Source organism: Stenotrophomonas sp. 107298_Sma (genome assembly GCF_056480345.1).
On the sequence record NZ_CM151094.1, the window covers coordinates 4,235,903 to 4,248,907 of the forward strand.

12 protein-coding genes are annotated in these 13,005 nt (G+C 67.1%); 6 read left to right on the forward strand and 6 right to left on the reverse strand.

Going from position 1 to position 13,005, the window contains the following annotated elements:
- Positions 1 to 4: 4 nt before the first annotated feature.
- The gene (locus ACZK2G_RS19635; RefSeq protein WP_478474169.1) at positions 5 to 622 is read right to left on the reverse strand and encodes a CDP-alcohol phosphatidyltransferase family protein; all 618 of its coding nucleotides are present in this window, start codon (positions 620 to 622) and stop codon (positions 5 to 7) included.
- A 219-nt stretch (positions 623 to 841) separates the two neighbouring features.
- Here ACZK2G_RS19635 and purH point away from each other — a divergent pair, with 219 nt between their 5' ends.
- Genes purH through purD form a run of 3 tightly spaced genes read left to right on the forward strand, consistent with a single transcriptional unit; the run spans position 842 to position 4,663 of the window.
- Positions 842 to 2,425 (forward strand): bifunctional phosphoribosylaminoimidazolecarboxamide formyltransferase/IMP cyclohydrolase, encoded by a 1,584-nt coding sequence (gene purH / locus ACZK2G_RS19640; protein WP_426355008.1) that lies wholly within the window; start codon positions 842 to 844, stop codon positions 2,423 to 2,425.
- A gap of 17 nt (positions 2,426 to 2,442) precedes the next feature.
- Positions 2,443 to 3,321, forward strand: coding sequence for a hypothetical protein (locus ACZK2G_RS19645; RefSeq protein ID WP_426355007.1), 879 nt, complete (start codon positions 2,443 to 2,445; stop codon positions 3,319 to 3,321).
- Positions 3,322 to 3,379: 58 nt separating this feature from the next.
- Entirely contained in the window at positions 3,380 to 4,663 is a 1,284-nt protein-coding gene (gene purD / locus ACZK2G_RS19650) for a phosphoribosylamine--glycine ligase (RefSeq protein ID WP_478474170.1), read from the forward strand.
- Positions 4,664 to 4,802: 139 nt separating this feature from the next.
- On the opposite strand, the gene rpoH is transcribed toward purD, so the two are convergent.
- Positions 4,803 to 5,678: an RNA polymerase sigma factor RpoH gene (rpoH, locus tag ACZK2G_RS19655; RefSeq protein ID WP_136639410.1), complete on the reverse strand. Its 876-nt coding sequence runs from the start codon at positions 5,676 to 5,678 to the stop codon at positions 4,803 to 4,805.
- Positions 5,679 to 6,035: 357 nt separating this feature from the next.
- Between rpoH and ACZK2G_RS19660 the strand changes: the two genes are divergently transcribed.
- From ACZK2G_RS19660 to ACZK2G_RS19670, 3 genes are all read left to right on the forward strand, one after another.
- Complete coding sequence (locus ACZK2G_RS19660) at positions 6,036 to 6,428, forward strand: BlaI/MecI/CopY family transcriptional regulator (RefSeq protein WP_006397459.1); 393 nt, start codon at positions 6,036 to 6,038, stop codon at positions 6,426 to 6,428.
- Positions 6,425 to 7,954 carry a M56 family metallopeptidase gene (locus ACZK2G_RS19665; protein WP_478474171.1) on the forward strand — a complete coding sequence of 510 codons (1,530 nt, stop codon included), beginning with the start codon at positions 6,425 to 6,427 and terminating at the stop codon, positions 7,952 to 7,954. The genes ACZK2G_RS19660 and ACZK2G_RS19665 overlap by 4 nt, the downstream gene beginning before the upstream one ends.
- Before the next feature lie 130 nt (positions 7,955 to 8,084).
- Positions 8,085 to 9,620, forward strand: coding sequence for a serine hydrolase domain-containing protein (locus tag ACZK2G_RS19670; protein ID WP_430766324.1), 1,536 nt, complete (start codon positions 8,085 to 8,087; stop codon positions 9,618 to 9,620).
- Between the two features lie 37 nt (positions 9,621 to 9,657).
- On the opposite strand, the gene ung is transcribed toward ACZK2G_RS19670, so the two are convergent.
- The 4 genes from ung to ftsE are packed head-to-tail and all read right to left on the reverse strand — an operon-like array spanning position 9,658 to position 12,854.
- A complete protein-coding gene (ung, locus tag ACZK2G_RS19675; RefSeq protein WP_005419723.1) occupies positions 9,658 to 10,371 on the reverse strand; it encodes a uracil-DNA glycosylase in 714 nt (237 codons plus the stop codon).
- On the reverse strand, positions 10,368 to 11,210 hold the full coding sequence (locus ACZK2G_RS19680) for a response regulator (protein ID WP_012512286.1): 843 nt from the start codon (positions 11,208 to 11,210) through the stop codon (positions 10,368 to 10,370). The genes ung and ACZK2G_RS19680 overlap by 4 nt, the downstream gene beginning before the upstream one ends.
- A 7-nt stretch (positions 11,211 to 11,217) precedes the next feature.
- Positions 11,218 to 12,165, reverse strand: a complete 948-nt coding sequence (gene ftsX, locus ACZK2G_RS19685) for a permease-like cell division protein FtsX (protein ID WP_136639413.1) — start codon at positions 12,163 to 12,165, stop codon at positions 11,218 to 11,220.
- 2 nt (positions 12,166 to 12,167) lie between these two features.
- On the reverse strand, positions 12,168 to 12,854 hold the full coding sequence (gene ftsE, locus ACZK2G_RS19690) for a cell division ATP-binding protein FtsE (protein WP_005419728.1): 687 nt from the start codon (positions 12,852 to 12,854) through the stop codon (positions 12,168 to 12,170).
- Positions 12,855 to 13,005 lie beyond the last annotated feature (151 nt).

Below are 13,005 nucleotides of genomic sequence, written 5' to 3' on the forward strand. Positions count from 1 at the left end.
TTGATTACTTCAGCGAAACCGCCGCTTCCTGCAGTCCACGCCGCACGCGGTTGATCATCGTCACCCCGCACAGCATCGCCATCACTGCGGCCACGCCGCTGACCGTCATCGCAGCACCCCAGCCGAACGCCAGTAGCAGGCCGAGCACGCCGATGACGAAGGCGCGGTCGCTCTTGCCCATCGGGCCGTCATAGCGGCGGCTGGCACCGACCATCAGCCCCAGCACGCCGGCGTATTCGCTCAGCGCGGCGGCCCAGGCCAGCAGCCACAGCGCTTCCGGGCGCACGCCCGGCACGCTGAGCAGGCTCAGGTACAGCGCCGCATCGGCGATCACATCGCACAACTCGTTCAGATAGGCGCCCAGCCGCGACTGCTGGCCGAACTCGCGGGCCAGCATGCCGTCCACGGCGTTGAGGGCCATGCGCAGCAGCATCCACAGCGGCAGCAGCAGGTACAGCAGGGGCTGGGCCGGCGCGCAGCACCACACAGCGCCGGCCACCAGCAGTGAAACCACGGCGGCGGCCACGGTCACCGTGTTGGCGGTGATCCCCATGCGGTACAGGCCGCGTACGGCCGGACGCAACAGGTCCTGGAAACGTCCTTTCAATGCATAGATCGACACGATCTGTACCCGCTGATCCTTGGCAGTGCGGGCACAGCCTACCCCATCGTCGGCTGATTCCGACAACCCGGCCCCAGCCCGCCGGACGCTGGATCGGGCCGGATCGAAGTGCCCGACCCGGTCTTACGTCGATAGCCGCGGCAAATTACCCCTTCCAGCACCCGCCACCGGCCCCCACCGCCTACAATATCGGCCCCGCTCCGCTGCCGATTCTGTCCCATGACTGCTGATCTGTTGCCCGTCCGCCGGGCCCTCCTCTCCGTTTCCGACAAGACCGGTCTGGTCGAGCTGGCCACCGCGCTGGCGGCACGCGGCGTGGAGCTGCTGTCCACCGGCGGCACCGCCAAGGCGATCCGCGATGCAGGCCTGGCCGTGAAGGACGTGGCCGACGTCACCGGTTTCCCGGAAATGATGGACGGCCGGGTCAAGACCCTGCACCCGATGGTACATGGCGGCCTGCTGGGCCGTTCCGGCCTGGATGACGCGGTGATGGCCGAGCACGGCATCGGCGCCATCGACCTGCTGGTGCTGAACCTGTACCCGTTCGAATCGGTCACTGCCAAGGCCGACTGCACCCTGGCCGACGCGGTCGAGAACATCGACATCGGCGGCCCGGCCATGCTGCGTTCGGCGGCCAAGAACTTTGCCCGCGTGGCGGTGGCCACCGACCCGTCGCAGTACGCTGAGCTGCTGGCCTCGCTGGAGGCCAACGACGGCCAGCTGTCGGCCACCACCCGCTTCGCGTTCTCGGTGGCCGCGTTCAACCGCGTCGCCCAGTACGACGCCGCGATCAGCAACTACCTGTCGGCGGTCACCGCTACTGACACGGCGGTGCCGGTGCGTGCCGAGTACCCGGTGCAGATGAATTCCACCTTCGTGAAAGTGATGGACCTGCGCTACGGCGAAAACCCGCACCAGAGCGGCGCGTTCTACCGCGACCTGTACCCGGTGCCGGGCACGCTGGCCACGTTCCAGCAGCTGCAGGGCAAGGAGCTGAGCTACAACAACCTGGCCGATGCCGATGCGGCGTGGGAATGCGTGCGCCAGTTCGACGCGCCGGCCTGCGTCATCGTCAAGCATGCCAACCCGTGCGGCGTGGCGGTCGGTGCCGGCAACGGCGATGCCTACGAGTTGGCCTACGCCACCGACCCCACCAGTGCCTTCGGCGGCATCATCGCCTTCAACAAGCCGCTGGACGCGGCCACCGCCAAGGTGATCCTGGACCGCCAGTTCGTGGAAGTGCTGATCGCTCCGGACTACGAGCCGGCCGCGCTGGAATACGCGCAGAAGAAGGCCAATGTGCGCGTGCTGCGCATCCCGCACGGCGACGGCCTGAACAATTTCGACAACAAGCGCGTCGGCTCAGGCCTGCTACTGCAGTCCTCCGACAACCGCGGCATGACCCGCGACGAGCTGAAGGTGGTGAGCAAGCTGGCGCCGACCGACAAGCAGTTCACCGACCTGCTGTTTGCCTGGAAGGTGGCCAAGTTCGTGAAGTCCAACGCGATCGTCTATGCCAAGGACAACCGCACCATCGGTGTCGGCGCCGGCCAGATGAGCCGCGTGTACTCGGCACGCATCGCCGGCATCAAGGCCGCCGATGCGAACCTGGTGGTCGAGGGTTCGGTGATGGCCTCCGATGCGTTCTTCCCGTTCCGCGATGGCATCGATGCCGCGGCTGCCGCCGGCATCAAGGCGGTGATCCAGCCGGGCGGTTCGATGCGCGATGCTGAAGTCATCGCTGCCGCCGACGAACATGGCCTGGCCATGGTGTTCACCGGCGTCCGCCACTTCCGCCACTGATTGCTGGAGCGACACGGATGTCTGCAGTCTCTTTGAAACCGCTTGCCGTGCTCGCCTTCGCTGGCACCGCCCTGCTGGCCGGCTGCAAGCCGGCTGCCGAACCCGCATCTGCCCCCCAGGCAGATGCGGCAAAGCCCGCCGCCAGCGAACCGGCGGCGCATGTCAGTCGCACCGCGCGTCTGCAGGCGTTCCTGACCGGGCGTTACGGCAAGGACGCCAAGCTTTCCGGCCAATGGCGCGGCAGCTGGACCCAGGACGATGAAACGCGCGCGATCGACTGGCAGGTCTGCGCCGAGCAACCGGTGGTGAGCGGTGACAGCTGGCAACAACTACTGGCGGTGTGCGGTGCGCTGGTCGATGGTGCGCATATCGACCCGGGAACGATCGAGTTCTTCGTGCTGCAGCCCAAGGGCGATGGCTTCGGGATAGCCAGCGAGCTGACCGGCGAGCGCTTCGGCAGTGGTGGCCAGCCGGGCACCGCCAGCATCATCCGCGCCGGCAGCGATTTCTACGGCTTCCGAGTCGAGGATGGCTGGTTCGGCCAGGGCTTCTCGCTGCTCTCGCAGACCCTGGTCCTGCCGGGCCCGAAAGGCCTGACCAGCACCGGCAACGTGCGCAGCCACATCGACAACGACGCCCAGTACGAATGCGAGAACGTCGACGCGGCCGCCGACCCCGATACCGCCGAAGACTGCCGCACCCGCCGCTTCAGCATCGATTTCGCACTGCGTTTCGACGACAGCGACCGCAGTGCGCGCATCTGGCCACTGCTGATCGAGGAAACCGGCAACACCTGCGGCGGCAAGCGGGTGCGCCAGGAGCACCGCTTCACCCTGGACCCGAAGTCCTGGACCTACTCCTTCCCCGAATCGCTGCGACGCGAAGGCTGCGAGTGAACCACGCGCGCCGCCGGGGCTATCGACCTTCCCTTCCCACGCAATCTGGAATCTCGTGATGAACGTACTTGTCATCGGCTCTGGCGGCCGCGAACACGCCCTGGCATGGAAGCTGGCCCAGTCCTCCCGTGTCACCGAAGTGATCGTGGCGCCCGGCAACGCCGGCACCGCCAGCGAAGACAAGTGCCGCAACGTTGCGGTGAAGGTGACCGATATCGACGGCCTGCTGGCGTTGGCCCAGGCCGAAGGCGTGGCGCTGACCGTGGTCGGCCCGGAAGTGCCGCTGGTGGCCGGCGTGGTCGACCGCTTCCGCGCCGCCGGCCTGCGCATCTTCGGGCCGACCGCCGCTGCCGCGCAGCTGGAAGGCAGCAAGGCCTACGCCAAGGACTTCCTGGCCCGCCACAACATTCCGACCGCGTTCTACGCCGTGCACACCGAGGTGGACGCCGCGCTGGCCTACATCCGCGAGAAGGGCGCACCGATCGTGGTCAAGGCCGATGGCCTGGCCGCGGGCAAGGGCGTGATCGTGGCGATGACCCTGGCCGAAGCCGAAGATGCCGTGCATGACATGCTCTCGGGCAACGCCTTCGGCGATGCCGGCGCGCGCGTGGTCATCGAGGAATTCCTCGACGGCGAGGAAGCCAGCTTCATTTCGATGGTGGACGGCGTGCATGCACTGCCGATGGCCACCTCGCAGGACCACAAGCGCGTCGGCGACGGCGACACCGGCCCCAACACCGGCGGCATGGGCGCTTACTCGCCCGCTCCGGTGGTCACGCCGGAGGTGCACGCCCGTGTGATGCGCGAGGTGGTGAACCCCACCGTGCAGGGCATGATTGCCGACGGCATCCCGTTCACCGGTTTCCTCTACGCCGGCCTGATGATCGATGCCAGCGGTGCGCCGAAGGTGATCGAATTCAACGTGCGCTTCGGCGACCCGGAAACCCAGCCGGTGATGCTGCGCCTGCAGTCGGATCTGGTGGAACTGGTGGAAGCCGCCATCGATGGCCGGCTGGACCAGGTGGAAGCACACTGGGATGCGCGCCCGTCGCTGGGCGTAGTGCTGGCCGCGAAGCCCTACCCGGAAGCACCGATCACCGGTGACGTGATTTCCGGCCTGGACGAAGTGCCGGCCAGTGCCAAGGTGTTCCATGCCGGTACCGCATTGGATGCACAGGGCCAGGTCGTCAGTGCGGGTGGCCGCGTGCTGTGCGTGGCCGCACTGGGCGACAGCGTGCGCAATGCACAGACGAACGCCTATGCGGGCGTGGCCAAGGTGACGTGGGCCAACGAGTTCCACCGCAACGACATTGGTTGGCGCGCGATCGCACGCGAGGGGTGAGGCCGACGCCGCTGCCACGCATGGCGTGGCCGTACGGGCGCCACACCGCCTGGGTAGATCCACGCCATGCGTGGATGAGCCCCACAAACGAGAAAGGCCCGGCGATGCCGGGCCTTTCTTCGTTCCAACGCCCTCCCGCTTACGCGGTGAACAGCGCCTTCATCTTCTTCAGCGCGTTCGCTTCGACCTGGCGGATACGCTCGGCCGATACGCCGTACTCGTCGGCCAGCTCCTGCAGCGTCACCTTGCTGTCGGCATCCAGCCAGCGGCGGCGGATGATGTCGCGCGAGCGGGCATCCAGCTCGGCCAGGCCTTCGCGCAGCAGCTGCATCTGGTTGTCTTCGCTGTCCTCGCGCTCGTAGGCCATCGACGGATCTTCGTCATTGGCCACCAGATACGCAGCCGGCGACGGCGGCGCGTGGTCGTTGTCTTCATCGGTCGGCGCATCGAAACCGATATCGCGACCGGACAGGCGCGATTCCATTTCCATGACCTCGCGCTCGGACACGTTCAGGTCCTTGGCGACGGCGCTGACTTCGGCCGCGTTCATCCAGCCCAGGCGGGTCTTCGACTTGCGCAGGTTGAAGAACAGCTTGCGCTGCGCCTTGGTGGTGGCGACCTTGACGATGCGCCAGTTCTTCAGGATGAACTCGTGCATCTCGGCACGGATCCAGTGCACCGCGAAGGAGACCAGGCGCACGCCCATCTCCGGGTCGAAGCGCTTGACCGCCTTCATCAGGCCGATGTTGCCTTCCTGGATCAGGTCGCCCAGCGCAAGGCCGTAGCCGTTGTAACCACGGGCCACGTGCACCACGAAGCGCAGGTGCGAATGCACCAGCTCGCGAGCGGCGTCCAGATCGTTGCCGTCGCGGAAGCGACGGGCCAGGTCCTGTTCGTCATCGACCGACAGCACCGGGATCTGGTGCACGGCACCGATGTAGGCGTCCAGCGAACCGAGCGCACTGGGAATCGGGAGATTGTTTGCCACAAGGGCAGTAGAGGTGTTCTGGCTCATAGGCACCCATCTTAGCAGTCCGGGATTTGGACTGCTAAAGGAGGAAAAAGTTCCAGCATCCTATTGATGCAACACTGGTCCCAAACAGAGCCCTACCGTAGCGCGATTTGATGACAGTGGCGAGCACGCTTTTCGGGATTCACAATCCCTTGGAATTCAATCAATTACCCACCGGAAACCGGCGATTTCCGGTCAAGCGGAGCTGAACGGGCCGTCCTGGAGGTCCATTCAGGCCAGGAGACGTTGCCCGGTGTTCAGGCCCGAGGGCTGAGGGTTGACCCTTTACTACTAATAAACCCGTTGACAGCCACCCGGCGACATGCTCCGATGCATCAACTAATTCATACGTAGAAGCGCATGGCCCGCCCTGTCTCGCAGAATCCCACTCCCGCCGAGCAGGCCATCCTGGACATCCTCTGGGACAAGGGCGAAGCGTCCGTGCGCGATGTGGCGGATGTGCTCGGCCAACACAAGCCGGTCGCGTACACCACGGTGCTGACCATGTTCAACGTGCTGGCGAAGAAAGGCTTTGTCAGTCATCGCCAGGAAGGTCGCGCCTACATCTATCACGCCACGCTCAGCCGCGAGCAGGCCCGCCGGCAAGCGCTTGACCATCTTCTGCATCAGTTCTTCGACGGCTCACCGAACGTGTTGGCACAGCACCTGGTGGACGAACGCGAAATCGACCGCAACGAACTGCAGGCACTGCAGCAGCGCGTCAGCGATGCCAGGGCCGGGAGGAAGGAATGAACCTCATCGACTTGGCGATGGCATTGGGCGTACGACAGTTGCTGTTGTCCGCAATCGTGCTGCTGCCCGCGCTGTGGCTGGCACGGCGGCGGGCCCTCAGTGCCGAACAACGTTCCTGGCTGCTGGCCGCAGCGATGGCAGCGGCCCTGCTGCTGCCACTCAGTGCCTTCCTGCCGGGCTGGTCGACCACCCTGCCCGCACCGGCACCGCCCGCGGCCGCGTTCCACCCCATGCCCGGCGAAGGGGCAACAGCGGAAGAAGCCATCTTCGAAGCCGGACGACAGCCCGACATCTACTACGTCGAACTGCCGAAGACCCTGCCGACACTGCTTGCACTGCTGTGGCTGCTGGGCACCCTGTGGCTGGGCATGCGCCTGCTGGACGCGACGCTGCACGCACGCCGGCTGCGGCGGCTGGCGCAACCGGCGACCGCCGGACTGCGCGCGGTCCTGGCCGACATCGTGCCCGCCCACGTGACGATCGCCACCTGCGCCGTCGACGGGCCGATGGTCGTCGGCCTGTGGCACCCGCAGATCCTCCTGCCCCGCCCCTTGCTGGCACGCCTGGACAACAATGTGCTGCGCGACATCGTCCGCCACGAGGTTGCACACCTGCAACGGCGCGACCTGTGGACAAGCACGCTGCTGCGGGCGGGAACAGCACTGTTCTGGTGGAATCCGCTCCTGCACCTTGCCCAGGCACGCCTGGCGGTACTGCGCGAGATGGCCTGTGATGCACGCGCTGCGATGCAGGCACGCGAACCGCTGGACTATGCAGGTTCGCTGCTGGCCAGCGTCGAACAGCTGCAGGCCCTGCGCGAGGAGGCGCCGACGCTTGCACTGGGTATGTTCAGTGCGCGCAGCCAGCTGGCGCAGCGCATTGATCAGCTGGTGGACGCCGGGTCACCCACACCCCGGCACCGCAGCCTGTTGGGGCTGGGCCTGCTGCTTCTGCTGGCCTGCACCGGCACCGCCGTGGCCATCTCACCACGGCTCGCCCCATCACCGGCTGCCAGCGCCTCCGATACGCGCGTCATCAAGCTGTTCCAAGCCGCCAGCACGCATGACGTCGCGCAGGTCCGTCTGTTGGCGGCGGCCGGCGTCGATCTTGATGCGCGCGTGCTCGGTGATGGCACGGCGCTGATCCAGGCCATCCGTGCACGCGATCCGGCGATGGTCGACACGCTGCTGCAACTGGGCGCCGACCCCGATCGTGCCGCGCTGGGCGAAGGCAATCCGTTGATCGTCGCCTCCGCGTTGGGCCTGCAACCCATCGTCGAGCAGCTTGTGCAGGCTGGTGCCGACGTCAACCGGGTCGTGACCTATGACGAGACACCGCTGATAAATGCCTCGCGCGAAGGGCACCTGGTCACCGTGCAGTACCTGCTTGCTCACGGCGCCGACATCAACCTGGGCGTGGAAGCCGACGGCTGGCTGGGGCGCTGGCGGACACCGCTGAACCAGGCTGGCAACGCGGCCGTGCGCGATTACCTGCTGGCGCAGGGCGCCCGCCGCGAACGACGCTGACTCCTCCGCCGCATCGCCTCCTGCGCTGCGGCGGTAACCCGTTCCACCCGCAACGACTGGACGCGACAGGCGTGCGTGGCACCGCGTGCGCCGATCCCGCCCTTCTTCCACTCCTGCAAGGATGTCGATGATGAACCGCCTGTTGCTGTGTTCGCTGCTGGTCTCCCTTGCCCCGTTCCACGTGATGGCCACTGACGCCAGCGCTGAAGACGCTGCGCGCTTTGCGCAGGCAATGGCCCGTGGCCTACGCCCCAGCACCGCGCAGCTGGGCGCCGCGCTGCCACAGTGGTCGATCGAAGAACGCCTCGCCCACTACAAGGTACCGGGTGCCGCCGTTGCGGTGATCCGCGATGGCAAGGTGGTGTACGCCGCCGGATACGGCCTGCGCCAGGCGGGCACGCGCGACGCGGTGGATGCCGATACCGTGTTCTCGGTCGGCTCGGTCAGCAAAATGGGCACTGCGGCGACCACCCTGAAGCTGGTTGCTGCCGGCAAGGTCTCGCTGGAGGAGAACATCGACCATCGCCTCCGCCGCTGGCACCTGCCTGCCGATTCGCAGGGACAGCACCCGCCGATCAACCTGCGCATGCTGCTCTCGCACACTGCCGGCTTCAACGTGCATGGCTTCCAGGACTACCAGCCCGCCGAACGCCTTCCGACCTTGCTGCAGACACTGGATGGACTGGCGCCTGCAAAAAATGAACCGGTACGCCTGATCCACGCACCCGGCCAGCAGGTCGACTATTCCGGTGGCGGCTACACGGTGGTGCAGCTGGCGATCGAAGATCTGACCGGCAGAGCATTCGCTGAGGTCGCACAACGCGAGGTGTTCTCGCCACTGGGCATGTCGCGCAGCACGTATCAGAATCCCTTGCCTGCCGGCTACGGCAACGTTGCCCATGCGCACGACAACAAGGGCCTGCCGGAGGCCCTGCCACGCGGCTGGCAGAGCTTTCCAGAACAGGCGGCGTCGGGGCTGTGGACCAGCGCCAATGACATGGGCCTGTTCGTCGCGGCCTTGCTGCGCAGCATCCGCACCACGGATGGATGGCTGCCGCAGTCGTTGGCCCTGCAGATGGTCAGCGAAGTGGCACCGGCCGGCCGTGGCCTGGGCCCGGAGCTGGCCGGCGCTGGCGCCAGTCGCCGCTTCTTCCACAACGGCAGCAACGACAGCTATCACGCAGGCATCGAAGGCTACCCCGAGAGCGGCGATGGATTCGTCATCCTGACCAATGGGGACAACGGCCCTGCCTTGCGTGGGGAGATCCGCAATGCCCTGTCCGATGCACTCGGCCACAACGCCAAGCCGGTCATCCGCACGCTGGATCCCGCATTGCTGGTGGATGGCTATGCGCGCTTCAGCGGCCGCTTCGTACTCGATGAAGCCCTGCCCATGGATCTGCGCAGTGGCCTGGCCGATTGGTTCGACGCCGCCACCCTGGACGTGCAGGCGGTCGATGCTGGACTGCAGTTGCGCTTGCCCGGGCGTGATGCACCAGTCGCACTGCAGGCGCTGACGCCCGTCCGCTTCCTGGCAGGCAGTGCGGGCGCGGAACTGCTGTTCCATCGCGGCGGCGATGGCACCGTGCAGGCATTGAGCGTGATCGCCGAAGGCGCGCGCGCCTACTATCGGCGCGCGGATATCGCGCCAGCAGCGGGCCACTGATCCATCGCTGGCGGCGCCGGGCCACTGCCCGGCCCGCTCAGAGCGCAGAACGCGGCGGCAGCGACCAGTCGATCGGGGCCTGCCCGCGACGCTGCAGGTACTCGTTGGCCATCGAGAAATGGCGGCAGCCGAGGAAGCCGCGATGGGCCGACAGCGGCGACGGATGCGGCGACTTCAGCACGCGATGGCGACGGGTGTCGATGACCTTGCCCTTCTGCTGCGCGTAGGCGCCCCACAGCATGAACACCAGCCCTTCGCGCTCGCGGTTGAGCACGTCCACCACGTGGTCGGTGAAGCCTTCCCAGCCGCGCCCCTGATGGGCGCCGGCCTTGCCCTCTTCCACCGTCAGTACGGCATTGAGCAGCAGTACGCCACGCTGGGCCCACGGAATCAGGCAGCCATGGTCCGGGCGCGGGATACCGAGATCGCTCTCGATCTCTTTGTAGATGTTCAGCAGCGACGGCGGCACCGGCACGCCCGGCGGCACCGAGAAGCTCAGCCCATGGGCCTGACCACGGCCGTGGTACGGGTCCTGGCCGAGGATGACCACCTTCACCTGCTCGAACGGCGTGGCATCGAACGCGGCGAAGATCTGCGGGCCGGGCGGGAACACCGCCGCGCCACTGGCCTTGCGCTGGCGCAGGAAGCTGGACAGCTCGCGCATCTGCGGCTGCAGCAGGTAATCGCCGACATGCTGCTTCCAGCTCGGTTCCAGTTGGATCGTCGGGGTGTCGGCTACTTCATCCATCATCGAATCAGGGGTCCATCATTCAATCGGGCCAGCCGCAGCTGGAACAGCACCTTGGTGACCAGCAGCCGTTCTTCGATCGGCTTCAGCACCAGGTCGTTGGCGCCGGACTGCAGCAGCCCGGTCTGGTTGTGCGGATTGCCATCGCCGGTCATCACCAGCACCGGCAGGCGGCGCTTGCCGTAGCCGAAGTCCACGCGCACGCGCTGCACCACGTCGCGGCCGCTCAGTTCACCCTTCAGGGTGACGTCGGTCAGCACCAGGTCGATGCGGTGGCGGCTGCGGCCCAGCGACTCGGCGGTGAGCAGGGTGAACGCCTCTTCGGCGCTGACCACGTGCAGCACGTTCAGCTGCTGGCGTTCGAGCATGCGCTTGGTGGCCTCGGCCACCACGCGGCTGTCCTCGATATAGAGGATGGTGGCGCCGGGAATGGTCTGCGGCTGCACATAGCCGCGGATGAAGGTCGCCAGTGCCTCATGGCCCAGCGCCTTGTCGAAATAATCGGTGACGTACTCGGTGAAGCGGCGCTGCTCCAGATGCTGCTGGGCATCTCCGGAGACCACGATCACCGGCACATAGGCCTGGCCAGCGGCTTCGCGGATCATCCGCGCCAATGCCAGGCCGTCGCCATCACGCAGGGTCAGCGAGGTGGTCACCAGGTCCACCGGACCCTGTGCCAGCGCCTGCTGCGCTTCCTCGATGCTGTCGCAGCCGATCACCTCCACGCCCGGCAGGTCACGCCTCAGCACGTCGGCGATCAGCTTGCGTACCAGCTTCGAGCCATCGACCACCATCACCCGCGTCGCGGGCCCCTCAAGGTGCTTCAACGCTTGCGGTTGCATGCCGGTCTCAGGTGTCGGTCGGTCGGGTCTGGCGCAGGAAATGGCCGGTCACCAGCCACGCCCCCAGCCAGCCCAGCAGCAGCGTGCCGAGCAGGACCAGGCCGCCATGCAGCAGGTCCAGGCCGTGCAGCACGAACGGGCTGCCGTAGCTGCGCGAGAGTTCGGCCAGCGGCATGCGCAGCGCGGCACCGGCGGCAGCGATCAGGGCCAGCGCCACCGCGCCAGCGCCCAAGCCATACCAGGCGCCCAGGTACAGGAACGGACGGCGGATGAAGCCATCGCTGGCGCCCAGCAGCTGCAGCACGCCGATCTCTTCACGGCGGGCCTGGATGTCCAGGCGCACGGTGTTGCCGACCACCAATGCGGCACCGACGCCAAGCAGCACCGACAGCACCTGCACCAGCCGCGCGCCAAAGGCGAGCCAGGCATCGAGGCGCTGGCGCCACAGCGCATCGTGTTGCACCAGGTCGGCCTCGGGCAGGCTTTCCAGCGCGCGCGCCAGGCGCGCATCGTCCTTGCCCTGGCCGGGAGTGATCACCAGCAGCGAGGGCAGCGGATTGTCGTCGAGCGCGTCGATCGCCTCGCCGAGGCCGGCATCGCGCAGTTCCTGCAGGCCCTGCTCGGGCGTACGCACGTTCACTTCGGCAACGTCGTCGCGGTCGCGCAGCTGCCCGGCCAGGCGCAGCGCGCCGGGGCCATCGACATTGCCCTTCAGGAACACGTTGATGTCGCGCGACTGCTGCACGCTGCCGGCGAACTGCTTGAGGTTGTCCAGCGCGATCGACAGGCCCAGCGGCAGGGCCAGCGCCAGCGCCATCACCATCACCGTCAGCAGGGTCGCCCACGGCTTGCGGCAGGCGCGGCCCAGGCTGAACACCACGCTGTGTACGTGGTGCTGGAACCAGACACCCACGCGCGACGGGGCGGCGGCTTCGCTGTTTTCGTTCTTCGCCATGGTTACTCCGCCAGGTCCTGCGGCGAGATGTCATCCACCAGCCGGCCGTGATCGAGGATCAGCACGCGCTTGCGCATGCGGCGCAGCAGCGGCAGGTCGTGGCTGACCACCAGCACGCTGGTGCCGCGCGAAGGCAGCTCGGCGAACAACGCCATGATCTCCGCCGCCAGGGTCGGGTCGAGGTTGCCCGTCGGCTCGTCGGCCACCAGCAGCTTGGGTTCGCCGACGATGGCGCGGGCGATGCCGACGCGCTGCTGCTCACCGGCGGACAACTGCGAGGGCAGCGCCTTCTCGCGATGGCCCAGGCCCATCCGCTCCAGCACCGAGCGCACCCGCTTGTTGATGTCGCCACGGCGGGTACCGCGCAGGATCAGCGGCAGTGCCACGTTCTCGGCAATCGAGCGGTCCATCAGCAAACGGTGGTCCTGGTAGACCGCACCGACCGCGCGACGGTGGCGGGGCACATCGCCGCCGCGCACCTTCAGCAGGTTGCGCTCGTCGAACACCACCGCGCCGCGGCTGGGCCGCTCGTCCAGGTGGATCAACTTGAGCAGGGTGCTCTTGCCCGCACCGGAATGGCCGGTGACGAACAGCATCTCGCCCGGCGCGACCTCGAAGCTGACATCGGTCAGCGCCTCGTGGCCACCGGCGTACTGTTTGCTGACATTGTCGAAGCGCAGGACACTCATACCCCGATTATGCAGGAGCGGCGCCGCGGATCGGTAGCGCCGGGCCATGCCCGGCGGATTTTTCGATCTGCCGCTGCGCTCGCCGGGCATGGCCCGGCGCTACCTGCGGCATCAAGGCTGTAGAGCCGAGCCAATGCTCGGCTCGGTGGGT

Coding starts and splice junctions, on each gene's coding strand:
- purH (WP_426355008.1), top strand. CDS start 842: ATGACTGCTGATCTGTTGCCCGTCCGCCGGGCCCTCCTCTCCGTTTCC.
- ACZK2G_RS19660 (WP_006397459.1), top strand. CDS start 6,036: ATGGCCCGCCCTGTCTCGCAGAATCCCACTCCCGCCGAGCAGGCCATC.
- ACZK2G_RS19680 (WP_012512286.1), bottom strand. CDS start 11,210: ATGCAACCGCAAGCGTTGAAGCACCTTGAGGGGCCCGCGACGCGGGTG.
- ftsE (WP_005419728.1), bottom strand. CDS start 12,854: ATGAGTGTCCTGCGCTTCGACAATGTCAGCAAACAGTACGCCGGTGGC.
- purD (WP_478474170.1), top strand. CDS start 3,380: ATGAACGTACTTGTCATCGGCTCTGGCGGCCGCGAACACGCCCTGGCA.
- rpoH (WP_136639410.1), bottom strand. CDS start 5,678: ATGAGCCAGAACACCTCTACTGCCCTTGTGGCAAACAATCTCCCGATT.
- ACZK2G_RS19670 (WP_430766324.1), top strand. CDS start 8,085: ATGAACCGCCTGTTGCTGTGTTCGCTGCTGGTCTCCCTTGCCCCGTTC.
- ACZK2G_RS19645 (WP_426355007.1), top strand. CDS start 2,443: ATGTCTGCAGTCTCTTTGAAACCGCTTGCCGTGCTCGCCTTCGCTGGC.
- ACZK2G_RS19665 (WP_478474171.1), top strand. CDS start 6,425: ATGAACCTCATCGACTTGGCGATGGCATTGGGCGTACGACAGTTGCTG.
- ung (WP_005419723.1), bottom strand. CDS start 10,371: ATGATGGATGAAGTAGCCGACACCCCGACGATCCAACTGGAACCGAGC.
- ftsX (WP_136639413.1), bottom strand. CDS start 12,165: ATGGCGAAGAACGAAAACAGCGAAGCCGCCGCCCCGTCGCGCGTGGGT.